This window comes from Thioalkalivibrio sp. ALE9 (genome assembly GCF_000377445.1).
In the GTDB taxonomy this organism is placed as follows: Bacteria; Pseudomonadota; Gammaproteobacteria; order Ectothiorhodospirales; family Ectothiorhodospiraceae; genus Thioalkalivibrio.
In genome coordinates this window covers 1-25,510 of the sequence record NZ_KB898136.1, presented here as the reverse complement: position 1 = coordinate 25,510, position 25,510 = coordinate 1, and the positions used below count along the sequence as shown (strand labels likewise).

23 protein-coding genes are annotated in these 25,510 nt (G+C 67.6%); 4 read left to right on the top strand and 19 right to left on the bottom strand.

Translation table 11 applies throughout. From position 1 onward, the window contains the following. Window positions 1–17 precede the first annotated feature (17 nt). Window positions 18–995 carry a DUF58 domain-containing protein gene (locus tag D106_RS0112880; protein ID WP_018880296.1) on the top strand — a complete coding sequence of 326 codons (978 nt, stop codon included), beginning with the start codon at window positions 18–20 and terminating at the stop codon, window positions 993–995. Next, window positions 992–3,046, top strand: coding sequence for a DUF3488 and transglutaminase-like domain-containing protein (locus tag D106_RS0112875; RefSeq protein WP_018880295.1), 2,055 nt, complete (start codon window positions 992–994; stop codon window positions 3,044–3,046). Before D106_RS0112880 ends, D106_RS0112875 begins: the two co-directional genes overlap by 4 nt. A gap of 117 nt (window positions 3,047–3,163) precedes the next feature. Here the strand turns inward: D106_RS0112875 and iscR are convergent, their stop codons facing one another. The 17 genes from iscR to leuC form a co-directional block, all read right to left on the bottom strand. Beyond that, complete coding sequence (gene iscR, locus D106_RS0112870; protein WP_018145846.1) at window positions 3,164–3,643, bottom strand: Fe-S cluster assembly transcriptional regulator IscR; 480 nt, start codon at window positions 3,641–3,643, stop codon at window positions 3,164–3,166. Window positions 3,644–3,983: 340 nt separating this feature from the next. Continuing rightward, window positions 3,984–4,559 carry a L,D-transpeptidase gene (locus tag D106_RS0112865; protein WP_018880294.1) on the bottom strand — a complete coding sequence of 192 codons (576 nt, stop codon included), beginning with the start codon at window positions 4,557–4,559 and terminating at the stop codon, window positions 3,984–3,986. A gap of 13 nt (window positions 4,560–4,572) precedes the next feature. After that, the gene (purF, locus tag D106_RS0112860) at window positions 4,573–6,081 is read right to left on the bottom strand and encodes an amidophosphoribosyltransferase (RefSeq protein WP_026280678.1); all 1,509 of its coding nucleotides are present in this window, start codon (window positions 6,079–6,081) and stop codon (window positions 4,573–4,575) included. 324 nt (window positions 6,082–6,405) lie between these two features. After that, window positions 6,406–6,957, bottom strand: coding sequence for a CvpA family protein (locus tag D106_RS0112855; protein WP_018880292.1), 552 nt, complete (start codon window positions 6,955–6,957; stop codon window positions 6,406–6,408). 79 nt (window positions 6,958–7,036) lie between these two features. Then, window positions 7,037–7,618 carry an SPOR domain-containing protein gene (locus tag D106_RS0112850; RefSeq protein ID WP_018880291.1) on the bottom strand — a complete coding sequence of 194 codons (582 nt, stop codon included), beginning with the start codon at window positions 7,616–7,618 and terminating at the stop codon, window positions 7,037–7,039. Window positions 7,619–7,735: 117 nt separating this feature from the next. Then, window positions 7,736–9,073 (bottom strand): bifunctional tetrahydrofolate synthase/dihydrofolate synthase, encoded by a 1,338-nt coding sequence (folC, locus tag D106_RS0112845; protein WP_018880290.1) that lies wholly within the window; start codon window positions 9,071–9,073, stop codon window positions 7,736–7,738. Window positions 9,074–9,081: 8 nt separating this feature from the next. Continuing rightward, a complete protein-coding gene (accD, locus tag D106_RS0112840) occupies window positions 9,082–10,041 on the bottom strand; it encodes an acetyl-CoA carboxylase, carboxyltransferase subunit beta (RefSeq protein WP_018880289.1) in 960 nt (319 codons plus the stop codon). A gap of 36 nt (window positions 10,042–10,077) precedes the next feature. Then, window positions 10,078–10,911 (bottom strand): tryptophan synthase subunit alpha, encoded by an 834-nt coding sequence (trpA, locus tag D106_RS0112835; RefSeq protein ID WP_018880288.1) that lies wholly within the window; start codon window positions 10,909–10,911, stop codon window positions 10,078–10,080. Beyond that, window positions 10,908–12,116 (bottom strand): tryptophan synthase subunit beta, encoded by a 1,209-nt coding sequence (gene trpB, locus D106_RS0112830; protein ID WP_018867057.1) that lies wholly within the window; start codon window positions 12,114–12,116, stop codon window positions 10,908–10,910. The genes trpA and trpB overlap by 4 nt, the downstream gene beginning before the upstream one ends. Next, complete coding sequence (locus tag D106_RS0112825; RefSeq protein WP_018880287.1) at window positions 12,103–12,744, bottom strand: phosphoribosylanthranilate isomerase; 642 nt, start codon at window positions 12,742–12,744, stop codon at window positions 12,103–12,105. The genes trpB and D106_RS0112825 overlap by 14 nt, the downstream gene beginning before the upstream one ends. 68 nt (window positions 12,745–12,812) lie before the next feature. Continuing rightward, window positions 12,813–13,622, bottom strand: coding sequence for a tRNA pseudouridine(38-40) synthase TruA (gene truA / locus D106_RS0112820; RefSeq protein ID WP_018880286.1), 810 nt, complete (start codon window positions 13,620–13,622; stop codon window positions 12,813–12,815). Between the two features lie 55 nt (window positions 13,623–13,677). Then, window positions 13,678–14,340, bottom strand: coding sequence for a hypothetical protein (locus tag D106_RS0112815; RefSeq protein ID WP_018880285.1), 663 nt, complete (start codon window positions 14,338–14,340; stop codon window positions 13,678–13,680). A gap of 176 nt (window positions 14,341–14,516) precedes the next feature. Further along, the gene (locus D106_RS0112810; RefSeq protein ID WP_018880284.1) at window positions 14,517–17,012 is read right to left on the bottom strand and encodes a FimV/HubP family polar landmark protein; all 2,496 of its coding nucleotides are present in this window, start codon (window positions 17,010–17,012) and stop codon (window positions 14,517–14,519) included. A gap of 108 nt (window positions 17,013–17,120) precedes the next feature. Beyond that, complete coding sequence (locus D106_RS0112805) at window positions 17,121–18,146, bottom strand: aspartate-semialdehyde dehydrogenase (RefSeq protein ID WP_018867062.1); 1,026 nt, start codon at window positions 18,144–18,146, stop codon at window positions 17,121–17,123. 46 nt (window positions 18,147–18,192) lie between these two features. Then, window positions 18,193–19,266, bottom strand: coding sequence for a 3-isopropylmalate dehydrogenase (gene leuB / locus D106_RS0112800; protein ID WP_196994418.1), 1,074 nt, complete (start codon window positions 19,264–19,266; stop codon window positions 18,193–18,195). A gap of 126 nt (window positions 19,267–19,392) precedes the next feature. Further along, the gene (gene leuD / locus D106_RS0112795; protein WP_018880282.1) at window positions 19,393–20,043 is read right to left on the bottom strand and encodes a 3-isopropylmalate dehydratase small subunit; all 651 of its coding nucleotides are present in this window, start codon (window positions 20,041–20,043) and stop codon (window positions 19,393–19,395) included. 3 nt (window positions 20,044–20,046) lie between these two features. Then, entirely contained in the window at window positions 20,047–21,459 is a 1,413-nt protein-coding gene (leuC, locus tag D106_RS0112790; RefSeq protein WP_018880281.1) for a 3-isopropylmalate dehydratase large subunit, read from the bottom strand. Between the two features lie 280 nt (window positions 21,460–21,739). Between leuC and D106_RS0112785 the strand changes: the two genes are divergently transcribed. Next, entirely contained in the window at window positions 21,740–22,618 is an 879-nt protein-coding gene (locus tag D106_RS0112785) for a LysR family transcriptional regulator (protein WP_018880280.1), read from the top strand. Window positions 22,619–22,637: 19 nt separating this feature from the next. On the opposite strand, the gene D106_RS0112780 is transcribed toward D106_RS0112785, so the two are convergent. Together D106_RS0112780 and D106_RS0112775 are read right to left on the bottom strand one after the other, a co-directional pair. Beyond that, window positions 22,638–22,856 carry a hypothetical protein gene (locus D106_RS0112780; protein ID WP_051077465.1) on the bottom strand — a complete coding sequence of 73 codons (219 nt, stop codon included), beginning with the start codon at window positions 22,854–22,856 and terminating at the stop codon, window positions 22,638–22,640. A gap of 87 nt (window positions 22,857–22,943) precedes the next feature. Next, window positions 22,944–25,181, bottom strand: coding sequence for a S8 family serine peptidase (locus D106_RS0112775; RefSeq protein ID WP_369773056.1), 2,238 nt, complete (start codon window positions 25,179–25,181; stop codon window positions 22,944–22,946). Between the two features lie 114 nt (window positions 25,182–25,295). Between D106_RS0112775 and D106_RS14350 the strand changes: the two genes are divergently transcribed. Further along, the coding region (locus D106_RS14350; RefSeq protein ID WP_038045970.1) for a transposase at window positions 25,296–25,510 on the top strand (215 nt) is incomplete at its 3' end.

The window sequence follows — 25,510 nt, the reverse complement described above, 5'->3', positions numbered from 1 at the left end:
CCCGCGCGCGAGGCCGCATGGCGCAACTGCGGGACGACGCGATCCGCTGGATCACCCGCCGCCACGCGCACGACGGCCAGGCGGCCCGCCTGGGCCGTGACCGCATCTACATCCTGCCTACGCGGGCCGGCTACACCCTGCTCGGGATCCTCCTGGTCATGCTCCTGGGTTCGATCAACTACTCCAACAACATGGCGTTCCTGCTGACCTTCCTGCTGGTCGGCATCGGCCACAACGCCATGTGGTACACCCACCGCAACCTGCTCGGCCTGCAGGTGGCCACCCTGCCCGTGCCGCCGGTCTTTGCCGGCCAGCCACTCGGTATCACGCTGCGCCTGAGCGAGACAGACGGGCGCGCCCGCGAGGCTCTGGCGCTGCGTGTCGGCAACCGGGCGACGGGCCCGTTTCCGGTACCGGCCCGGGGCGCCGAAACCGCCCGCCTGGAACTGTCCGGTCAGCCGCGGGGGCTCTACCGTCTGCCGCGCCAGCGGCTCGACACCCGCTACCCGCTGGGCATCCTCGAGGCCTGGACCTGGCTGACGCTGACCCCGGAGATCGTGGTCTATCCGGCCCCCATCGACCCGGGCGCCACACTCGGCGGGACCGGAGAAGACGAGGCGCCCGCCTCCACCGGCCACGCGGGGGATGCCCCGGACCAGATTCGCCCCTACCGACCCGGGGACCCGCCCGGACGCATTATCTGGAAGGCGTTTGCCCGCAGCGGCAAACTCCACGTGCGCGAGGCCGCCAGTGGTCAGGGCGATCGCCTGTGGCTGGAGTGGGACGCGATGCCCGCCCCGGATACCGAGACACGCCTGTCCATGCTGTGCCATCAGGTGCTGGCGGCCCATGCCGAGGGTCGTTTCTTCGGCCTGCGCCTGCCCGACCAGACCCTGGAACCAGGCCAGGGTGTCAGCCACCGGGATTCCTGCCTCCGGGCGCTTGCCGGGTTTCGGGCCAAGCCCATCGAACTCGACCCGGAGCCCCGCTCATGACACCCGCGCCCACCCCGGCGGACCCGCGGGCCGAGCTGCGCGGCCTGGACCTGGCCCTGGTCGCGTTGCCGGCGGCCGCCCTGCCGCACGTCTGGCATCAGCCCCCGTGGATCACCGCGCTGGTGGTGCTCGCCATCGCCACCCGGGCGTGGCTACTGGCCACCGGACGCGCTGCCCCCTCGCTGGCCGTCATGAGCGTGCTGGCCGTGATCGCCGGCGGGCTGACCTTTGCCCAATTCGGCACCGTGTTCGGCCAGGAGGCCGGCACCGCCCTGCTGCTCGTCATGATCGCCTTCAAGCTGCTGGAGACCCGCAACCGACGCGACATCGTGATCGCCCTGTTCCTCGGCTATTTTGTGGTCGTCACCTCCTATTTCTTCGATCAGTCCATCCTGATCGCCGGCTACTCGCTCCTGGCGACCGCCCTGCTCACCGCCGCGCTGATCCAGGTCCATGCCGGGCGTCCGCTCCCGCGCCGGCAACTGGCGCGACAGGCCGGGACCATGCTGCTGCATGCCCTGCCCTTCATGCTGATCCTGTTCTTCGTCTTCCCTCGCGTGGAAGGTCCGCTGTGGGGAGACCCGCAGCACGAGGAGAGCGCCCGCACCGGGTTGTCCGGCGAGCTCAATCCCGGTGACATCGCCAGTCTGCTGCAGGACGACTCCACCGCCCTGCGGGTCGAATTCGCCGACGCGGTGCCCCCTCCGCGCGCGCAGTACTGGCGCGCCCTGGTGATGACCGATTTCGACGGTCGGCGCTGGTCCGCCGACGAAAACCGGTCCGTGATCGAGGCCCCCGCACCGGGTGATGACGAGCGTGTTACCCGCTACACCGCCACCCTCGAGCCGACCCGCGCCCGCTATCTACCCGTGCTGGACTACCCCGTCGCCCTGCCGGAGGACGCGGAGCTACGCGCGAACCACCAGGTCCTGCGCGATCGCCGCATCACCAGCCGCATCCAGTACAGCGCCGGGGCGGATCTTGTCACCCCGCCCGGCGCCGGCGAGCCATCACTGGACCCACAGGAACGTGCCCGCGCCCTGCACCTGCCCCCCACCGCCGCGCCCCGCTCGCGTACCGAAGTCGCGTTGTGGCGCGCGACCCACGGCGACGACGACCGCGCGATCATCCAGGAGGCGCTACGCCGTTTCGCCGGCGAACCCTATCGCTACACCCTCCAGCCCCCGCGCCTGCAGGACGACACCACCGACCAGTTCCTGTTCGAGACCCAGGCCGGCTACTGCGAGCACTACGCCTCCGCATTCGCCGTGCTGATGCGGGCGGCCGGCATCCCCACCCGCGTCGTCACGGGGTATCAGGGGGGTGCCTGGCAAACGCGCGGGGAATACCTGCGCCTGCGCAATGCCGACGCCCATGCCTGGAACGAGGTGTGGCTGGATGGCGAGGGCTGGGTGCGTGTGGACCCCACCGCCGCCATCGCGCCCGAGCGGATCGAGCAGGGGCTCACCGGCCTCGCCCGCGACACCGGGGAGGACATACCGGGCTTTCTCCTGCGCGGAGAGGGACTGTCGTGGCTGCAGCGGGCGCGCTTCGGTCTCGAGGACTGGGGCGATTTCGTGCGCTTTCGCTGGGAGAGCTGGGTGCTGGCGTTCGACCCCGAGCGCCAGCGCGAGCTCTTCGCCCGCCTCGGGCTGGATCCACGGGACTGGCGCTCGGTCCTGATGGCACTGGGCGTCAGCTTTGGCAGCCTGGCGCTGATCGCCATCATCTGGGTCTGGCTGCGCCGTCCGCGCCAGCGGCGCTCCCCGGCCGATCGCCTGCTGCAAAGGCTATCCGAGCGTATCGCACGGCATGACCGCAGCCTGGCGCGCCAGGCTCACGAGCCGGTGGATGCGTGGACCCGGCGCGTCGGCCGGGCGCGCCCGGACCTCGCGCAACCACTGACAACCTTCGCCCGCGTCTACAACCGCCAGCGCTTCGCGCCGCTGACCCCGGAGCAGCGCAAGGACCAACTTGATCACCTGCGCGACCTGCTGCGACAGGTTCCACGCGGAAAGCCCGCCGCGCCGCCAGCCCGGGAGCACGCATAACCGTCGCGCTCACTCCCAAGGGGGGCGCCAAAAAAACGGGGCCGACCGGTGCAGTTGGACCGGTCAGCCCCGTTGGCCGTTCGCGACCCGTTTCACCGGGTCGCTCCGCGTGGCGCGTTATGCCGCGTCGTTGCGGAAGATGAAGTGGTGCCGGGCACCGCGGCGCTCGTCCTGGCGACGTGCCACCTTCTGCACCTCCGGACGATTGGCGAACTGCGCCAGGGTAATCCCGTCCAGGAAATCGTACAGTTGCTGGCTCAGATCATCCCACAGCTCGTGGGTCAGGCAGCGGTCGCCGTCCTGGCAGTCCTTGTGACCCTTGCAGCGGGTGACATCCACTGATTCGTCCACCGCGGTAATGATATTCGCGATGCTGATCTGGTCGGCACGCTTGGCCAGGCGATACCCACCGCCCGGGCCACGCACACCTTCCACCAGGTCGGCCTTGCGCAGCTTGGCGAACAGCTGTTCCAGATAGGACAGCGAAATGCCCTGGCACTGCGAGATGTCGGCAAGCGTCACGGGCCCGATCCGGTCGTGAATCGCCAGATCCATCATGGCCGTCACCGCGTAGCGGCCCTTGGTTGAGAGTTTCATGATTTCTGCCTCCGAATAACCTTGAGTATGTGTCCTGCTCGACATCCGTTCGCAGGCGTGCATCCGTTCTTAATTCCTGACCATGTTCGTCAAGAATAATTCCCTTCTTACCTGACAGCAACAGTCGGGAATAATTCCCTTATTCTAGCAGGCGAATGAACAAAGATCACGGAATGCTAACGTAGGTATTCAGAACCCCCCGGGGCGCGGGAGTTCCCGGGGAGGATGCCGGGGACGAACATACACGGGTTAACCCGACGCGGCGGGGTTGCGCAGAGGGGTGCCGCAGGCCATTACAGGACAGACCTGCACGGGGACGCACCGGCGCGCCGCTAAGGTTCTACCCGAGGCGAGGAACCTCGGGGCCGTCCAGGATCATGACCAGCGTCCCCGTGGGCAGGCGAGGAAACAATTCGATGACCTCATCGTTGCGCATGCGCACGCAGCCTTCCGAGGCCGGCTCGCCAATGCGCCCTTCCTCGTCGGTGCCATGGATGTAGATATATCGGCGCAGCGAATCGACATTGCCGCCCCGGTTGATCCCCGGCTCCAGGCCCTCCAGCCACAGGATGCGCGAAGTGATGTTGTCGCGCGGGCTGCGGGCACCCGGCTCGGTCAGGATGTCGGCGATCTGGCCGGTGTTGCCCCGGGCCCGGAAGATGGTCCCGCGCGGCGCGCCCTCGCCAAAGCGCTCGGCGATCCGATGCAGCCCCAGCGGTGTGGTGTAGGTTCCCTCCTCGAACCCCACCCCGCGCGCGGACGTGGACACGTCGAAGATGTCGGTGACCCGGTCGCCCTCCCAGACGTAGAGGCGTTGCTGGTCCACCCGCACCACCACGACGGGCACATCGCCGGCATCCGGGGCCCGTTCCCGGGCATCCCGTACCACGGGTTCGATCCAGCGGAGACTCGGCACAAGCACCTCGCGTCTACTTCTTGTTGGCGAGATCCAGCACCTCGCCCGCCACCGGCGTGTTCACCAGCCCGTCGCCGCGCAGGGCCGCCAGGTGCTCCAGATAGTCCGGGGGCAACCCGGTCACGTACTCCCCGGTAAACACCGAACAATCGAACGCCTCGATATTCCGGTTGCCCCGGCGTACGGCCTTTTGCAGATCTTCCAGGTCCTGGTAGATCAGGCGGTCGGCCGCGATCGCCTCGCACACCTGCTCTTCGTCGCGGCCGTGGGCGATCAGTTCCTCGGCCGCCGGCATGTCGATCCCGTACACATTGGGATAGCGCACCGGTGGCGCGGCCGAGGCGAAATAGACCTTCTTCGCACCCGCCTCGCGGGCCATCATCACAATCTCGCGCGACGTGGTGCCACGCACGATCGAGTCGTCCACCAGCATCACGTTCTTGCCCCGGAACTCCAGCGAGATCGCGTTCAGCTTCTGGCGCACGGATTTCCGCCGCTTGGTCTGGCCCGGCATGATGAACGTGCGTCCGATATAGCGATTCTTGATGAAGCCCTCGCGGTACTTGATGTTCAGCTCGTGCGCCATCTCCAGCGCAACAGTGCGGCCCGTGTCCGGAATCGGCACGATCACGTCAATGTCATGGTCCGGCCAGATGCGCCGGATCTTCTCGCCGAGAGCGGTGCCCATGCGCATGCGCGCGCGGTGCACGAACACATTGTCGATCACCGAGTCCGGGCGGGCGAAGTACACATGCTCGAAGATGCAGGGATTCAGACGGGTCTCGGCGGCGCATACCCGCGTGCTGACCTCGCCCTCCGGCGTGATGAACACCGCCTCGCCCGGCGCCAGGTCGCGCTCCAGATCGAAGCCCTGGGACTCCAGTGCCGCGCTTTCCGAGGCGACCATCCATTCGCGTCCGCCCTCCTCGGACTCGCGCGAGCCGTACACAATGGGCCGGATGCCGTGCGGATCGCGAAACGCCAGCAGGCCACGCCCGGCGATCATCGCGACCACCGCATAGGCCCCTTCCGCGCGCTGGTGCACCCGCTCCACCGCATCGAACACCGCATCCGGGGTCAGCCCGTTGTCGAGGAAGCGCAGCAGTTCCTGGGCAAAGACATTCAGCAGAATCTCGGAGTCCGAATCGGTATTGATGTGCCGACGATCGGTCGCGAACAGTGCCTGCTTCAGCTCGCGCGCGTTGGTCAGGTTGCCGTTGTGCCCCAGCGTGATCCCGAACGGCGAGTTCACATAAAACGGCTGCGCCTCGGCCGAACTGGACGAGCCCGCGGTCGGATACCGCACATGCCCGATGCCCATGTTCCCGGTCAGGCTCTGCATGTGCTGGTTGTTGAAGACGTCGCGGACCAGTCCGTTGTCCTTGCGCAGGTGCAGGCGGCCGTCCTCATCACAGGTCACGATGCCTGCGGCGTCCTGCCCGCGGTGCTGCAGCACCAAAAGGGCATCATAAAGGGGCTGGTTCACCGGGCTGCGCCCGACGATTCCGACAACTCCACACATACGGCTACAGGCTCCAGGTCTACGGCGAGAGAAACACTGAGTAATGGACACGCTCGCGCTCGAGTCGCTTTTGCGTGCGTTTAATGCGCGGTGACTGCCGTGCAGTCATTCTGCACAAGGGAACCGCAACGCCGTGCGCGCGCCCGTTGTGATCGAAAACGGTCTGTCGAGCCCCTGCTTTCAATCGTTTGCGGGGTTGGTACCCCAGGTTCCCCGATCCTGCGTTGCGGCCCGAATCCGTCAAAAACGGGCCGGTAGAACCACGACCGGCTGCGCACCGCGCCTGGTCTCGGAAAACCTGGGGTGCCAACGCGAGTGTGTCCATTACTCAGTGTTTCCCTGCTCGCCGTCGGGGATCACTTCGTCGACAGGTTCGTCGCTCGCCAGCAGGTCATGGATCTGCTCCTGCCAGCCTTCCGGCAACTGGGCGATCAGCCAGTCCACCACGCGTTCGAACTCGGGGATCAGGCGGCTGTTCTCCCACCAGGGTTCGTCCGGCATCAGCGTCAACGAGGCCAGGAAGACGAGAACCGCCACCAGCAGCACCCCGCGCAGCAGGCCAAAGATCACGCCCAGCGAGCGGTCGGTACCGGTCAGGCCGCTTCCCTTGACCAGCCGATTCGCCAGCACACCGAGGATGCCGCCCACGATCAGGACGGCGATAAAGATCAGTGCGAAACCAATGCCCAGGCGCAGCGTCGCGTCGGAGACCGCCTGCGGCAATTGCTCCGCGACCTCCGCCGCATAGCGGATGCCCAGCCACACCCCGATGATCCACGTGGCGAGTGAGAACGACTCGCGCACGAAGCCGCGAAAAAGGCTGATCAGCCCGGATACGACGATCAGGGCGATGATGACGAGGTCGATCCAGTTCACGGGGCCGGCGTCACGTGCTGAAAGGGCGCGTAGTTTACCGCAGCCATCCGTTCCTCGCAGGGGCGTCCTGGACTGGCCATCAGGGGTGGGCCACCACGATGCCGGAGAGCTCCAGCTCGTCCTGCAGGCGTTCCCCCAGGGTGACCGCATCCTCGCGCTGCGCCAGCGGCCCAACCTTCACGCGGTAAATCGGACGCCCATCCGCGGTGGAGTCATCGATAAACGCCGGCCAGCCGGCCTCGCGCAGGCGGGCGGACTGTTCGCGTGCGTTGTCCTCGTCGCGGAAACTCCCGACCTGGACCGCCCAGCCCGCCTGCACCGGCTCGTCCGCTTCCGCCAGGCGGCGCGCGTCTGACGGTTGTGGCTCCGCAACATCCTCGCGGGCTTCTCCGCCGTTCTCCAGGCTGTGCAGTTCCGCCACCGGTCCCTCGCGTTCCCCCGTCGGCGCGGCCGGGGCCACCTCCCGACGCGGCGTCGGCCGCTCCGACGGCAGGGCGATATCCGGTTCGGCAAACGTCGGGGCCGGCGGCACCGGGTCCTCGATCCCGCTCATGTACTCGTAACCGGCCCCGTCGAAAAGCCAGGGCAGAAAGATCACCGCCAGCACGATCAGGATGACCGCGCCCACCAGGCGAAAACGAATGGGATTGTCGCGGGTCATGCGCTCATCCGACGGCGGGGGCTGGAAGACACGGGGATCCGGGAAGCATCACGTTGCAATGACAGTACGCCCGCTGGCGCTGCCGTCGCAAGCCGATGCCAGATGGCGACATGGCCTTCAGACCGCATGCACGGCCTCGCCATCCGGCCAGTCAGGCTCCACCCGACCGGACAACGCCGCCGGGGCCAGCGCCGGCGCGTGTTCCAGGACGGCCGCAACGGTGTGGAAGGATCCGAACACCACCACCCTGCCCCGTGGCCCGGCGCGGCGCGCGGCCTCGCTGAGGGCACCATCGACGCCGTCCACGCGACATACCGGCCCCTGCCCGGCCGCTTCCAGCTCGTCGGCCAGTGACCCGGCCGGCAATGCTCGTGCCAAATCCAGCGGGACCGGGATCCAGGCATCGACAAGGCCTTCCAGCAGGGGCCACATGGCCGTCCGCTCCTTGTCCGCCATCACCGCCACGAGCGCGACCACCGGGCCATCGACCGGGTGTGCCTCCAGCCAACGCGCCAGTTCCCCAACCGCATGGAGGTTGTGGGCCACGTCCAGCAGCCATTCCGGCGTGCCCCGTAGCCGTTGCAGGCGGCCCGGCGCCGAGATCTCCAGCGCCTGGCGGACCACGGCTTCGGTCAGGCCCGCGCCTCGCCCCAGGCTCTCGACCACCGCCAGCGCGGTGGCCGTGTTCAGCAATGCCGCCCCGTCGATCCGGGCGCCCACGCCCGCGAGCCGCCATTCGCGAGACTGCCCCTGCCAGACCCACTGCAGCGCCGCCCCGGACCGCGTCAGGGTGAAGTCACGCCCGCTGCGAACGGCCCGCGCCTCCAGGTGGTCGGCATGCGCCAGCACGCTGGCGGGCGGCTCCGGTTCGCCCAGCACCACCGGCCGTCCGGCGCGCATCACGCCGGCCTTCTCGCGCCCGATCGCCTCGCGGCTGTCACCCAGCCAGGTCTGATGATCCAGGTCCACCGCAGTGATCGCGGCGACATCGGCATCCCAGATATTGACCGCATCCAGGCGCCCGCCCAGTCCGACCTCCAGTACCTGCACGGCGACCCCGGCATCACGGAACAGCCAGGCCGCCGCCAGCGCGCCAAACTCGAAATAGGTCAGGGAATCATCGCCACGGGCCTGGTCGACGGCCTCGAACGCCCGGCACAGGGCGCTGTCGGAGAGGGGGTCACCGTCGATGCGGATGCGTTCGTTGTAGCGCAGCAGGTGCGGAGAGGTGAACAGGCCGACCTTCAGGCCCTGGGCCTGCAGCAGGGCCGCGGTACGCGTGGCGACCGTGCCCTTGCCATTGGTGCCGGCCACGATCACCGTGCGCGGCCCATCGGTATCCCGCAGGCCGAGGCGGTCAGCCACCAGCGCAATGCGCTCGAGTGTCAGGTCCATACCCACGGGGTGGAGCTGTTCCTGGAAGGAGAGCCACTCCGCCAGGGTCGCGAAACGCATCGGCCGCCTCAGGAGGAACGCGGCGGGTCGACGCGTTCCACATCCGCCCCGTCCTCGGGGCTGATCACCTCGACGGCCCCCTCGGCATCCTCCTCACCCGCATCGGACCCGGGCGCCGGCCCGTGCGTCAGCATGCCCAGCACCGTCGCCAGACGGCTGCGCATGTCGCGGCGGTCCACGATCATGTCGATCGCACCGTGCTCCAGCAGGAACTCCGATCGCTGAAAACCTTCCGGCAGGGTCTCGCGCACGGTCTGCTGGATCACGCGCGGTCCGGCAAAGCCGATCAGCGCGTTCGGCTCGGCCACGTTGAGATCGCCCAGCATCGCCAGGCTGGCCGAGACGCCGCCCATGGTCGGATCCGTCATCACCGAGATGAACGGGATGCGCTCTTCCTGCAGGCGCGCCAGCACCGCACTGGTCTTGGCCATCTGCAGCAACGAGAACAGCGCCTCCTGCATACGCGCCCCACCAGAGGCGCTGAAGCACACCAGCGGGATGCCCTGCTCCAGGGAGCGATTGGCCCCGCGCACGAAGCGCTCGCCCACCGCGGAGCCCATGGAGCCCCCCATGAAGCGGAAATCGAAGGCGGAGGCCACCAGCGGGCGGCCCAGCAACTGCCCCTGCATGACCACCAGGGCGTCACGCTCGCCGGTGGCCTTCTGGGCGGCCACCAGGCGATCCTTGTACTTCTTGGAATCGCGGAATTTCAGCACATCCGAGGATTCGATATCGGCCGCGATCTCCTCGCGGCCCTCGGCATCCAGGAAGGTCTCGAGCCGCCGACGGGCGCTCATCCGGCGGTGATGGCCGCACTTCGGGCAGACGTCGAGATTGCGCTCCACCTCGGGGCGGTACAGCGTCGCGTCACAGCCCTCGCAGCGGACCCACAGGCCCTCCGGGACCCCGCGCTTGGTCGCGTTGTCGGTGCGGATGCGCGAAGGCATCAACTTCTCGAACCAGCTCATGCCGTCTCCCCGTCGTCCGAATCGGCGCCGCGCATTCTACACCGTGGCCGCCGCGCCCGGGGAGCGCGCCGCATCCATGGCACTGCGCATCTCCCGGACCACGGCCGCCGCGGCCCGGGCGAAACCGTCGCCGTCCCCGTCGTGCTCCTCGGCCAGGCGCACGATCGCGCTGCCCACCACCACGGCATCGGCGACCCGCGCCACCTGTGCAGCGGTCTCGGCATCGCGGATGCCGAAGCCCACCCCCAGCGGCAGCCCGGTGTGCCGTCGCAGACCGTCCAGACGCGCGGACAGGGCCGAGACATCCAGGCTCTGCGAGCCGGTCACGCCCTTCAGGGACACGTAGTACACGAAGCCGCGGGCGGCCCGCGCCACATGGTCGATACGCGTCTCCGAGGTGGTCGGCGCGATCAGGAAGATCGGATCGATCCCGGACTGTTCCAGCAACCCGACCACGTCCTCGCTTTCCTCCGGCGGCAGGTCCACCGTCAGAAGCCCGTCGAGCCCGGCCGCCTGTGCGGTCTCGGCAAAGGCGTCGTAACCCATGCGTTCCACCGGGTTCAGATAGCCCATCAGCACCACGGGCGTGGTGGTGTCGGACTTGCGAAACTCGGCCACCATCGCCAGCACGTCGCGCAAGCCGGTGCCGAAGCGCAGCGCGCGTTCGCAGGCCTTCTGGATCACCGGACCATCGGCCATCGGATCCGAGAACGGCACCCCCAGCTCGATCAGGTCGGCCCCGGCCTCCACCAGCGCGTGCATCAGGGGCACGGTCGCGCCCGGCTCCGGGTCGCCGGCCGTCACATAGGGAATCAACGCGGCGCGATTCTGTTCGCGCAGTTCCGCAAAGCGCTGCTCGATTCGGCTCATAGCGTAATCCCCTCGCGTTCGGCCACGGTGTTCAGGTCCTTGTCGCCGCGCCCGGACAGATTGATGATGATGCTCTGGTCAGCGCGCATCTCGGGGGCCAGGTCCAGCACATGGGCAATCGCGTGACTGGTCTCCAGCGCCGGGATGATCCCCTCGGTGCGGGTCAGGCGGTGGAACCCGGCCAGGGCCTGATCATCGGTCACCGACACGTAATCGACCCGGCCGATGTCCTTGAGCCACGCATGCTCCGGCCCCACGCCCGGGTAGTCGAGCCCCGCCGAGACCGAGTGCGTGCCGATGATCTGGCCGTTCTCGTCCTCCATCAGATAGGTCCGGTTGCCATGCAGCACGCCCGGCTGGCCCGCGCACAATGGCGCGGAATGCCGGCCCGTCTCGACCCCGTCCCCGCCGGCCTCGACCCCGATCATCGCCACCGACTCATCGCCCAGGAACGGATGGAACAGCCCGATCGCATTGGATCCCCCGCCCACGCAGGCCACCAGGGTATCCGGCAGCTTGCCGGTCATTGCCAGATGCTGCTCGCGCGCCTCGCGGCCGATCACCGCCTGAAAGTCGCGCACCATCGCCGGGTAGGGGTGTGGACCGGCCACCGTACCGATGATGTAGAAGGTGTCGTCGACGTTGGTCACCCAGTCCCGCATCGCCTCGTTCAGGGCATCCTTCAGCGTGCGCGTGCCGGATTTGACCCCCACCACCTCGGCGCCCAGCAGGCGCATGCGATAGACGTTCTGGGACTGCCGCCGGGTGTCCTCTTCGCCCATGTAGATCACGCATTCCAGCCCCAGACGCGCGGCCACGGTCGCGGTCGCCACCCCGTGCTGACCGGCGCCGGTCTCGGCAATGATCCGCTTCTTGCCCAGCTTCTTCGCCAGCAGCGCCTGCCCGATGGTGTTGTTCACCTTGTGCGCACCGGTGTGGTTCAGGTCCTCGCGCTTCAGGTAGATCTGCGCCCCGCCGAGCTCCCGCGACAGGCGCTCGGCGTGATACAGCGGGTTCGGCCGTCCGACGAACTGCTTCAGGTCGTGGTCCAGTTCCGCCATGAACTCGGGATCCCCGATGTAGCGCTCATACACCTGCTGCAGTTCATCGAGCGCGCCCATCAGCGTCTCCGACACGAAGCGCCCGCCATACGGACCGAAATGCCCGCGGGCATCCGGGAATGCCGCCCAGTCAATCTTGTTCATCAGTCTCCACCTCGCATTGGCGCACGGCCCGCACGAAGGCCCGCATGCGCCGTGCATCCTTGACCCCGGGCGCGGATTCCACCCCGGAACTCACATCGACCCCGTACGGGCGCAGGTGTTCCAGCGCCTCCCGCACCGAGTCTGCATCCAGTCCCCCGGCCAGCAACCACGGCCGTTCCAGGGCATCGGGCACACGCTGCCAGTCGAAGCGATGCCCCGAGCCGCCGCTGCGCCCGCCACCGTGGCTGTCCAGGAGAAACCCCTGGGCATCGGGATGCGCGTCCATTGCCGAGCGCGGATCGTCCCCGTCCCCCATCGCGATCGCCTTCAGGTAGGGCCGCCCGAAACGCGCGCAGGCCGTCGCGCTCTCGTGCCCGTGAAACTGCAGGCAGTCCAGTCCTGCCGTCCGCAGGACCTGTTCCACACGCGCAGGCTCGGGGTCCACGAACAACCCCACCGTGGTCACGAACGGCGGCAGCGCGGCCGCAATCGCCGCCGCCTGCGCCGGTTCCACGGCCCGCCGGCTCGGGGCGTGAAACACAAGCCCGATCGCATCCGCCCCGGCCCGAGCCGCGGAAAGCGCCTGCTCCACCGTGGTGATTCCGCAGATCTTGACCCTGTAGCGCATGCCCGCCATCTCGAAAAACGCAGCCGCAAGCCTACCAGAACCCGAGCGCAGGCCCGGCTTTCCCGTAATCACCCCGCCCCATTCCCCGGAACGCCATCGACGACCGGTCCGGCGGCCAGCGGCAGCGCAAACTCCGAAGGGTAGTCGACATGCACGAAATAAAGCCCGCCCGCCGGGGCCGTGATACCAGAAGCCCGTCGATCCCGCGCCCCCAGCACCTCCCGGGGCCAGTCCGGATCGGCCCGGCCGTCCCCGACCGCCAGCAGCACACCCGCGATGTTCCGCACCATGTGGTGCAGAAAGGCATTCGCATGAACATCAAGGACCACGTAATGCCCCTGGCGGCGTACCGACAGCGAATGCACGCAACGCACCGGCGATTTCGCCTGGCACGCCGCCGCCCGAAGGCTGCTGAAGTCCTGCTCGCCAACGAAGGCCTGGCCGGCCTGATGCATCCGTTCGGCGTCCAGTGGTCGGCGCCACCAGGACACCCGCCCCGCCTCCAGCGCCGGTCGAATCTCGCGGTTCGCGATCACATAGCGATAGCGCCGCCCGAACGCGCTGAACCGCGCATGGAAGGTCGCGGGCACCGCCTGCGCCCAGGTCACCGCAATCGCGTCCGGGAGGCGGCTGTTGGCCCCCAGAATCCACGCATGGGGCTCGCGCCGGGCCGGCGTATCGAAATGCACCACCTGTGCCGTGGCATGCACCCCCGCATCCGTGCGCCCGGCACAGACCAGTTCCACCGAATGATTCGCCACGAACCCCAGCGCTGCCTCCAGATGCCCCTGGACACTGGGGCCATCCTTCTGGCGCTGCCAGCCCAGCAGCCCGCGTCCGTCGTATTCCACGCCAAGCGCCCAGCGCTGGGGTGCCATCGCGTCCGCATCGGCCCCGGGCGTCGCGACTCCGCCATGCACGCGTTCTCGCTCGCTATTCAATCCAGCCCCCCAACAAAGCCGCCCAGACCAACATCACGCCCCCCCAGAGCCAGGCCAGGCCCCACCAGGGCACGCCTCCCTCCGCATTTCCCGCGTCTGCCTTCCAGGCCTCCGGTTGCAGCTCCGCCCCCCCCGCCAGCGCCTGGTCCAGCCGCTCAACCAGCCACTCCCGGACCGCCAGCAGCCGCGCGCCGCGGGATCCACGCAGGCCTGCGCGACGCTGCTCGACGGCGGCCTTCTCGTCCTCGAACAAGGCCAGTGCCAGGAACAGCCGCCGAGCGAAACGCTCGCCCCAGCCCCCCAGTACCTGGCACGGCCCGCCCAGGAGCGCACCAAGCGCGCCCACCAGCGCCGATCGCGAGAACCGCCCCGTCAACCACACGACCAGCACGACCACGAGCATCAGCGCGACAATCCGCCAGCCCGCCTCCTGCAGCCCCTGGAACGCGCCTCCCGCTTGTGCCGGCCACAGCCCGTAAAACACGGCAAGCGACAGATAAAACCACTTGAGCCGCAGCATCAGTCGACCCGCGCGCCGCCACTCCACGCCACCCGTCAGCCCCAGCCCGGCGCACAGGCCGGCCACCAGGACGACCACCAGCGGATCCGCCGGCACCAGAGCGGCCGAGGCGGCCACAACACCCAGGATCGCCAACCCGGCGGCTGAAACCTCCCGGGAAGCAGATCGCACGATGTTGGATCGTTCGGCAGGGGTCACACGCCAGCCTCCTCGAAACCAAAAGGCCCCGCCCGGAGCGCCTCCGAGCGGGGCCGTACACTGCAAGCCGGTAGATGCAATCCGTTGCTGGAGGGCCGGCTCTACCCCGAGGATCAGGAGCCCTGGATCTGGCTCCGGATCGCCTCGGCCTCCTGCTTCTGCTCGTCCGTGCCGGAGGCGAGGACCTCGTCGATCAGCTCCTGCGCCCCTTCCGCATCGCCCATATCGGCATAGGCCTGCGCCAGGCTCAGGCGGGTCACGTTTTCGTCGTCTCCGGTCCCTGCCTCATCCCCGGCCGCCGCCGACGGTTCACCCGGAACCTGCAGATCCTCGTCCATCGACAAACCGCTGTCCTCGGTTTCGCCGCTGTCCCCGCCGCTGGCCGGCGCATCCAGATCCGGCAGTTCACTGTCGTCCAGGTCGAACGACAGGTTATTCAGGTCGTCTCCGGACGCGGCTTCATCGCGATCGGCCTCTGCCGCCGAGGCCAGGTCGTCCTCAAGGTTCTCGTCAATGTCGAACGACAGGCCCTCATCGTCGCCCGCCGGGGTGCCTTCGGTAGCCTCCGAAGTGTCCGACGTCTCGACGTCCGGGAGGTCCAGGCCTGAAAAGTCGATCTCGTTGCTGTCCGCGTCGGCATCGGCGGAGCCCGAGTCGTCGCCCGCAACCGCGTCGTCCAGCGAATCGGCCGCAGCATCTCCCGCCGAACCCGCGGAACTCCCGAGACGGGATTCCAGCTCCGAAAGACGATCGCGCATCTGGTCGTCGTCCGGCCCCAGACGCTCGCGCAGGGCATTCGCGGCCTCGCGCGCACCCGCCTCGTCTTCCAGCGCGACAAGTGCCTCGACCAGCTTCAGCCGGTACTGCTTGTTGTCCGGACTGGTTTCGAGCGCCGCGTTCAGCGTCTCGACGGCCTGATCATTCATGCCGTAGGCCAGGCATACATCCACCTCGGCCAGGACGTCGTCCATGCCCGCCGCACCCTCGCTGGTGCTGGCAACCACGACTTCCCCGACCTCTTCCTCCGGTTCGGCCGGCGGATGCGCGGATTCCTCCTGCGTGGTTTCGGTCTCGTCGTCGGATCGGGCCGCGGCAGCCCCCATGATGGTCCCGGCCGCGGCGCCGGTCGCCGCACCGGCCATCGCCGAATGCGAACCTTCGGTGTGGTCGACTTCCTTCGCCTCATAGCCGGCCGATTCGACGCCGGACGCCTGAACCTTGCTGTTGTCGGCGCGCGGCTTCAAGCCGGCACCCCGTTCGTCCACCATCACCTCGCGGCGGCCGCCGCGTGCAAAGGCCAGCAGTACCAGCAGCAGCAGGACCACCAGTGCGATCGCCATCATCAGCAACAGCGGGTCATTCATAATGCGCTCGTGCAGCGGTGCGTTCCGCTCCGCATCGGCGCGATCCAGGCGGGTACGCAGCTGTTCGCGCTCGGCGCGCAGCTGGCTCAGCTGCTCCTCGAGTTCGGCCATGTTCTCGCTGGAGATCTCGGCCAGACGACCGCGTTCCCCGAGTTCTTCGCGCAGTTCGGAGAGCTCCTCGCGCATCCCCTCCATCTCGGCGCGCTGGGACAACAGCGCCTCCTGGAGCAGTTCCTCGGAACCTCCCTGCGCCACACCGGCTTCAGCGTCTTCCGGCAGCAGATCGGCCACGATCTCCAGGCGGTCTTCCACCCCTTCGTCGGCGACGGACTCCTCGGCAACCGCGGGATCATCCTCGGCCACCGCCGTATCGGTGTCCGCGACCGCAGCGGCGTCATCCTCCGCCGCTGGCTCGGACTCTTCGGCCGCGACCGTCTCTTCGTCCTCGACGGCGGCCGCGTCGTCCTCCACCGCCGCGTCCTCTTCGGCGGCGGCCACGGCGTCATCGGCCGGTGCCGGCTCGGGCTCTTCCTGCGCGGCGCGCGCAGACTCCTGCCACGAGCGGGTCTGGTCGGCCACCTCGGCGCGCGCCGCAGCGGCGCTGCGGGCCTCCAGTTGTTCGCGCGACGGCGTGCGCAGCTCGGCGTCCGCCCGGAGTGCGTTGATATTGTTCCCGATAAAGGCCTGGGGATTGGCATCCAGGAAGGCGAGCATGGCCTGCTCGTCGCTGTAACCGGAGATCCCGCTGCGGCGCACGATCGCGTAGAGCGTATCGCCACTGCGAACCTGGAGGGTTTCACCGGCGCGGGGCGTGCGTGGCGCCGCGGCGTCGGCCTGGCTCACAGAAGGTGCCGAGGCCCCGGACGGCATGGTCCCGGGCGGGTCCAGCAGCAGGGAGACCTCTCGCATGGCACGCCCGCCATCCCAGCGCGCCTCCAGCAGAATCCCGACGTACGGTTCGCGCACCGGCCGGCGGGTGGTCAGGATCACGCGATCGCCATCCAGCTGGATGTTCAGGTCACCCGGAACACTCCCTCGGTTGAGACCGGCACGGCGGTACGCATCCTCGGACGCCTGGCGAATGCGGAGGGAGTCCGCGACCCCCGAGGCGCCGCGCAAGGGAATCTCCGCCCGCAAGGGCTGGTTCAGGAAGGATTGCAGGTTGACTTCACCAAAGCCCACGGAGCTTGACGACGCCGGGGCCACCAGCAGCAAGAACAAAAACCCAACCAGAAACTTGCGCACGAATTCCCCCTGAAAGTGCCGCGTGGCCTAAACGCCCCCGCCAGTACGGCTGGCGACCCCCTGGCCACGAATGTGCCGGGCCGATGCCCGGCGTTTTCCCGGATTAAATCACAGGTAATCGCGGATCAAAACCTCCGCGATCTGGATTGTGTTCAGCGCAGCCCCCTTGCGCACGTTGTCCGAGACTACCCACAGGTCCAGCCCGCGCGGGTGCGAGATGTCCTCGCGGATACGCCCGACGAACACGGCGTCCTTGCCGGAACCCTCGGTCACGGCGGTCGGATAGCCCCCGTCCTCGTGCTTGTCGAGCACCGTGATCCCCGGCGCGGCGGACAGGATCTCGCGGGCCTTTTCCGCACTGATCTTCTCGCGGGTCTCGATATGCAGGGCCTCGGAATGGCCGTAGAACACCGGGATGCGCACCGCGGTCGGGTTCACCAGGATGGACTCGTCGCCCATGATCTTGCGGGTCTCCCAGACCATCTTCATCTCTTCCTTGGTGTAGCCGTTGTCCTGGAAGACATCGATGTGCGGCAGCGCGTTGAACGCGATCTGCTTGGGATAGACGTTGCACTCCACCGGGCGGCCGTTCAGCAGTGCCGCCGTCTGGTGGGCCAGTTCCTCGATCGCATCCTTGCCGGTGCCGGAGACGGCCTGGTACGTCGCGACGTTGATGCGCTCGATACCGACCGCGTCGTGCAGCGGCTTCAGCGCCACCAGCATCTGGATGGTGGAGCAGTTCGGGTTCGCGATGATCCCGTGGCGGGTGTAGTCCCCCACCGCATCCGGGTTGACCTCCGGCACGACCAGCGGGATCTCCGGGTCGTAGCGAAACTGCGAGGTGTTGTCGATCACCACGCAGCCGGCCGCGGCCGCCTTCGGCGCGTACTCCGCGGACACCGAGGCCCCCGGCGAGAACAGCCCGATCTGCACGGTGGAGAAATCGAAGGTGGCCAGGTCCTCCACCTCCAGCTCGCGGCGGCCGAAGGCGACCGTTTTGCCGACCGAGCGCGCACTGGCCAGCGCATGCACCCGGCCCAGCGGCAGGTCGCGCTCGGCCAGGATGGAGAGCAGGGTCTCGCCGACGGCGCCGGTTGCGCCCACCACGGCCACGTCAAACTTGCGGTCACTCATCGTTCATTCCCGGTTTAATTTTAATCTTCAAGCTACTGATATTTCGTTAGTCATCCAGCGCGGACACCAGGGCATCACCCATCCCCTGGGTGCCGACCAGCGTCATGCCCTCGCCGAAGATGTCCGGCGTGCGCAGGCCCTGATCCAGCACCCGACCCACGGCCTGTTCGATGCGCTCGGCCAGGTCATTGCGGTTCAGGCTGTGGCGCAGCAGCATCGCGACCGACAGCACGGTTGCCATCGGATTGGCCTTGCCCTGCCCGGCGATATCCGGCGCGGAGCCGTGGATCGGCTCGTACAGACCGACCCCCTCGCTGTTCAGCGAGGCCGAGGGCAGCATGCCGATGGACCCGGTCAGCATGGCGGCGGCGTCGGACAGGATGTCGCCGAACATGTTGCCGGTGACCATCACGTCGAACTGCTTGGGATCACGCACCAGCTGCATGGCCGCGTTGTCCACATACATGTGAGACAGCTCGACCTCGGGGAATTCCTTCCCGACGCGCTCGACCACCTCGCGCCAGAGCTCCGAGACCTCCAGCACATTGGCCTTGTCCACCGAGCACAGGCGCTTGCCCCGCTTCATCGCGGCCTCGAAGCCGACCCGCGCGATGCGTTCGATCTCCGATTCGCTGTAGGCGGCCGTGTTGAAGCCGTAGCGCTCGCCGTTACGCTCCTCGATCCCGCGTGGCTGGCCGAAGTAGATCCCGCCAGTCAGTTCGCGCACGATCAGGATATCCAGCCCGCTGACCACCTCCGGCTTCAGCGTGGAGGCCGAGGCCAGCTGCGGATACAGGATCGCCGGGCGCAGGTTCGCGAACAGCCCCAGATCCGAACGGATTCCCAGCAGGCCACGCTCGGGGCGCAGGTCGCGCTCCAGCGATTCGTACTGCGGGCCGCCGACCGCACCCAGCAGGATCGCATCCGCGCGTCGCGCGGCCTCGCGGGTAGCGTCCGGATACGGATGACCTGCCGCATCGTGCGCCGCGCCCCCGATCAGGCCCTGCTCGACCTCCAGATCCAGCCCGCCGATCTCGCCTACACGCTCCAGCACCTTCAGCGCCTCGGCCACGATCTCGGGCCCGATCCCGTCCCCGGGCAATACCAGAATTCGGCTCACAAACCTCTCCTAACCATCAGATCAATCGAATTTCTTCTCTACCTGTAGGAGGCCAGCCCTCTGGCCGATGGGGCGCCAGGACAGGCCCAATCGGCCAGGGGGCTGGCCTCCTACAAGGGGCACCATTCAGCCCTGCGAGTGCTCCGCCATCCAGGGCCACTCGCGGCGCTGGCGCTCCTCATAGGCGCGAATGTCATCGGCGTACTGCAGCGTCAGGGCAATATCGTCCAGGCCGTTCAGCAGGCGATGGCGCCGGTCTTCGTCGAGCGTGAAACGAAACACCGTACCGTCCGGCGCCGTTACGGTCATCTCTTCCAGGTTCACCTCGACCTGCGCGCCCGGGTTCGCCTCGACCTGCTCGAACAGTGCCTGCACCTCGTCTTCGGCCAGCACCACCGGCAGCAGTCCGTTCTTGCAGCTGTTGGAGAAGAAGATGTCCGCAAACGATGGCGCGATCACCGCGCGAAAGCCGAAGTCGGTCAGCGCCCACACCGCGTGCTCGCGCGAGGAGCCGCAGCCGAAGTTCTTGCGCGCCAGCAGGATGCTTGCCTGGTCGAATGGCGCCTGGTTGAGCACGAAATCCGGGTTGATGCGGCGCTGCGAGCTGTCCATGCCGGGCTCGCCCGGGTCCAGGTAGCGCCAGTCATCGAAGGCATTGGGGCCAAAGCCGGTGCGCTTGACCGATTTCAGGTACTGCTTCGGGATGATCGCGTCGGTGTCGACATTGGAGCGGTCCAGCGGCGCGACAATCCCCTTGTGTACGGTAAAGGCCTGCATCGCTTACGCCTCCTTCAGTGCCGACGGTTCGACGAAGTGCCCGGCCACAGCGGCCGCGGCGGCCAGCGCCGGGCTGACCAGATGGGTACGCCCACCCTGCCCCTGGCGGCCCTCGAAGTTTCGGTTCGAGGTCGAGGCGCAGCGCTCGCCCGGCTCCAGCCGGTCCGCGTTCATCGCCAGGCACATGGAACACCCCGGCTCGCGCCACTCGAAGCCGGCGTCCAGAAAGATCCGGTCCAGCCCTTCCTGCTCCGCCTGCTGCTTCACCAGCCCGGAGCCCGGCACCACCATCGCCAGCTTGATGTTGTCGGCCTTCCTGCGGCCCTTGACCACCTCGGCGGCCGCGCGCAGGTCCTCGATCCGCGAGTTCGTGCAGGAGCCGATGAACACCTTGTCGGGACGAATCTCGGTCATCGGTGTGTTCGGCTGCAGATCCATGTACTCCAGCGCACGCTTCATGCCCTCGGCGCGCACCGGATCGGACTCGGCCGCCGGGTCCGGCACGCGGCCGTCGATCGGCGCGACCATCTCCGGCGAGGTGCCCCAGCTCACCTGCGGGGCGATCTCGGCGGCATCCATCTCCACCACCGCGTCGAATTCGGCATCGGGATCGGAGACCAGCGTGCGCCAGTATTCGGCGGCCTGTTCGAACATCTCGCCGCTCGGCGCCTGTGGCTTGCTGCGTACATACTCGATGGTCTTCTCGTCCACCGCGACCATGCCCGCGCGGGCCCCGGCCTCGATGGACATGTTGCAGATGCTCATACGGCCCTCGATCGACAGGCTGCGGATCGCCGAGCCGGCGAACTCGATCGCATAGCCGGTACCGCCGGCGGTGCCGATACGGCCGATGATCGCCAGCACCACATCCTTGGCGGTCACGCCCGGGCGCAGCTCGCCCTCCACGCGGATCTGCATGGCCCTGGTCTTCTTCTGCCACAGGCACTGCGTGGCCAGCACATGCTCGACCTCGGAGGTGCCGATGCCGAAGGCCAGCGCGCCCAGCGCGCCGTGGGTGGAGGTATGCGAGTCGCCGCAGACGACCGTCATGCCCGGCAGGGTCGCGCCCTGCTCGGGGCCGATCACATGCACGATGCCCTGGCGCACATCGGCCATCGGGAAGAACTTCAGCCCCAGGCTCGTGACGTTGGTCTCCAGCGTCTCCACCTGGGTGCGCGAGACCGGATCCGCGATGCCCTTGTCCCGATCAGCGGTGGGCACATTGTGATCCGGCACCGCCAGCACGGAATCCCCGCGCCAGGGCGTGCGCCCGGCCAGACGCAGACCCTCGAAGGCCTGCGGGCTGGTCACCTCGTGCACCAGGTGCCGGTCGATGTAGAGCAGCGTCGAGCCATCCGGCTCCTCGCGCACCACATGCGCCTCCCACAGCTTGTCGTACAGTGTCTTGCCTGCCATTACCTGCTCCCGCGGCCGCGCCGCGATGTTCCAGCCATGTTTTCGATGCGCGGCCGCCAAAGCCCCCTGTAGGAGGCCAGCCCACTGGCCGATCCGACGTCGGGACCAATCGGCCAGAGGGCTGGCCTCCTACAGACGAGCGGCACCACCGCATTGCCAGTCTGCGGCCGCTATTCCATTCTTTCAAATCCGATTTATTATCTTTATCATTCCATATGGTTATGGATTGGCGATGCGGAGTCGCACCAGTCAGCCGTTCATTATCCCACGGAGGCGGAGGATGCGCCCGGAACAGCTCAGCATCGAGTCCCTGCAGGCCTTCGTGGCGGTGGTCGATACCGGCGCTTTCTCCGCCGCGGCCGAGCGGCTGCACCTGACCCAGCCGGCGATCAGCAAGCGCATCCAGTCACTGGAGGCCACGCTAGAACGCCCCCTGTTCGAGCGTCAGGGGCGCCGCGTGCGCCCCAACGAGGTCGCCGCGCGCCTGCTGCCCGAGGCCCGCGAGATCCTGGCCCGCCTGCACGCGATCGAGCAGCAGGTGGCCGACCTCGACCATGTCGTGCGTGGCCGCATCCGCCTCGCCACCTCGCACCACATCGCCCTGCACCGCCTGCCCGCCCCGCTGGCCGCCCTGCGCACCCGCTACCCCGAGCTGGAGCTGGAACTCGCGTTCATGGACTCCGAGGCCGGCATCGAGGCGGTCATGCACGGCGACGCCGATCTGGCCCTGGCCACCCTGCCCGACGACCTGCCGAAGGGCTCGGAGGCCCAGCCCGTCTGGACCGACGATCTGGTCCCAATGATCGCCCGCGGCCGCGCCCAGGAGGCCCCGCTGGAGACACTGCAACGGCTGCATGACTGGCCGGCGATCCTGCCGCCATTGGGCTCCACCACCCGCCGCCAGATCGACCAGGCCCTGGCCGCACAGGCTCTGCACCCCGCCGCCGCCCAGGAGAGCCCGTACCTGGAGGTCATCCGCATGATGATCGCCGCCGGCCTCGGCATCGGCTTCCTCCCCCGCACCATGGCCACCGACGACCTGGCCATCCTCGAATGGCCCGCCCCACCCATCACCCGCCAGCTCGGCTGGGTCCGCCACGCCGAGCGCTACCGCTCCCAGTCAATGCAGGCAATGATTCTGACCCTACAAGGTCATTAATCCCGCCAAGGTGACTGCTTCATCGAGGCGTAGCCCCGGGCTTGCAGGCATCTTGATCCAGAACGAACTCTTCGCCATCCCAGACAAACATCGCGCCCACGGCGGCCATGTCGTCCCGCAGGGGTCGAAGGCTGTACTGGGCACAGTCGCGCTCGTCGAAACCGTGAAAGACGAACGCGGCCACCGGGTGGCCCTCCGCATCGTACTGGTAGCCGTGGATATCGGCGTCGTTGTTCATATCCGCTCCGGCACAGGCCGCCAGGGGGAGAATGAGGGCGGCCGCGAGGGCCGCCCGGTTGCAGGTGAGTGTGCGCATCATCATGGCTTAGAACCGCTTCGAGAAGGTGGCAACACCGGCCACATCGGAACCGTCCTGATGGTCCGGGTTATTGGAGTACAGCAGGTTCACGTTCAGCCGGCTGTCTTGGCTCGGTGCGTAGGCATACCCCAGCTCAACGTCTTGCTGACGACCGGCCGCGGCCAGACTGGCGCTGCGTTCCTCGCGGATCACGTTGCCGTCCAGGTCACGCCCCACCGGCACGTTCAGGTTGGCGGTGCCGCCGGTGACGCGCAGCGGCTGACTGACCATAAAGATCGCCTCGTGCTGATCCCGCTCGAAGGTGACACCCAATGCCGACTGCTCGGTGGTCAGACCCTCGATGGAGCGGATCATCCCCGGGCCGCCAGCCACATCCGCATGCCCGCGCTCATACCGGGCCATCAGGCCGAAGTGGTCGCCCATCGAGTAGTTCGCACCCACCGACACGATGCCCGTGGTGGAGCTGTCTCCGAGCGACAGGGCGCCATTGCCCCGCGAGCCCAGCAGGCCGCCGTCTTCATGGCGCTGGCCGTATCCGGCTTCCAGTTCCAGCGCGTCGGTTGCGGCGAAGCGCATAGCCACATCGGTACGGGCCTGCCGATACCCGGCGTACAGATTGTCGTCACCCCGGTTCGCCGAGCCGGCATAGTGCCCGACATCCAGCGCCATGCGATCGGACATCGGCAGTGTCACCCCGAAGCCCGCGCCCCGGTCCAGCAGGTGCGACAGACCGCCCGAACCGTCGGACAGCATCGCCATCCCGCTCTCCGGCGCCCACGGATCCATGATCCCGGTTTCGCCCTGGTGGAACCCAAAGGCCGACAGTTCGACCACACCGGTATCCAACCGCATCTCGCTGGCGCCGACTGCACCCCCCGCGACGTGGTGGCTGGTCAGGGACAGCCCCGGTGCGATCTCGTTTTGGACCGGCCGCGGATTCAGGACTGCCGTTGCCATCTGGTTGACCCGGTCACCCAGGCGCTGGCCGTAGGGCAGTACCGAGTAGCTGTGGCTCGACAGGTCCAGTTCATAGTCCCGGCCCAATTCGTCGAAACCGACCACACCTGCCAGGGCGTTGGTATCGAAACCACCGCCGAAGCTCGACGACCAGGCCGCATGCGTTCCGGCGATCGAGTGGGTTTCACCCTCGACCGCTTCGCCGGCCGCGATCGCCACTTCACCGTCCGGCTCCATCGCGGCTTCCAGATCCAGATGCCCTTGCCCCAGGTAGTAATAGCCGCAGTTCAGGTTCTCTTCGGGACCGCAGTCATTCTGCTCGTACAGCTCGGAACCTTGATCGGCCGTCTCCAGCAGACGGTTCGTGACTTCAGCGGCCGTCAGGTGCGGCCACTTCGAAATGATCGTCGCGGCAGAGGCGGAAATCAGGGGCGTCGCAAAGGACGTACCGCTGACAAATCCGGTCGCTTCGTCATCGTCGCCCAGCGCCGTTTCATGGGTCCCTTGCGCCACCATGAAGCGATCCTGGATTTCCTCCATTTCCCCCGCGTAGTTGCTATAGGACGCCTTCTGATATCCCGACGCCGCGCCCGCGATGATCAGGTTCTCCCAAATCTTCTGGGTTTCGGTCAGGTTCTCGTAGTCAATGAAGTCATGCTGGTCATCCCCGTCTTCCGGATCCGAAAGATTTCGGTTGCTGTTCCCCGCACCCATCACAACGACAGCGCCCACCGCCGCCTCATCCGGCCCTTCGACCGACTGGATCGCGCTGACCGTATCGGCGCGATCCAGGGTTCGCCAAATTGGCGTCAGGGAAAAGTTGATCACGCGCGCATTGACGCTCGATGCATGCTCTACACCATCTCGGATGCGTGTGGAGAGGAGGGAGCTTCCGGCGCTGATCATCTCCAGCTCTGCGTTACCCGCAATGCCAAAGGTGTTTCCCGCGATCAGGGCCGATACCGGGGTCCCGTGGTCGAATACGTCCTCTTCCGAGGCCACATCTTCCGGGTCCGTCGAGTCGGTGACGACGTCATAGGTTCCGGCGATTCGACCTTCGAACTCCTCATGACTCGGGCGGAAACCGTTATCGATCACCGCGATTTTCACGGTATCACCGCCCTGAACGGTGGTTTGGGCCACCTCCGGCGGGGTCGGGCGCACCTGGTTGGTGCTGCTACTTCCGCCACCCCCGCCGCCACCGCCGCCACCGCCGCCGCAGCCGGTTAGCACCAACCCCGCAGCTGCCACCCCAGAAACGAACACACTTCTCCCTGAAAGAGTCATTGATCCCCCAACGTGAAAAACAGAACCTGATTAGCGACGAGAGTCAGCCAGGCTCACAGGGTGAGCCACCCCCGGGCGTACGCTGAGGCTACACAGCGAGCGGAGGGTGCCACCATGGCGCAGAATCGGATTCAGTTTCAGCCGGGGATGTCGTTGCCGGCATTCATCGCCCAGTACGGCACCGAGGCCCAGTGCGAGGCGGCGCTGGAGCGGGCCCGATGGCCGGACGGCTTCCGCTGCCCGCGTTGCGGGTGCCAAGCCCACTGCGTCCTGCACGGCAGCCCGCGCAAGATGTTTCAGTGCAGCGCCTGTCGGCATCAGGCCTCGCT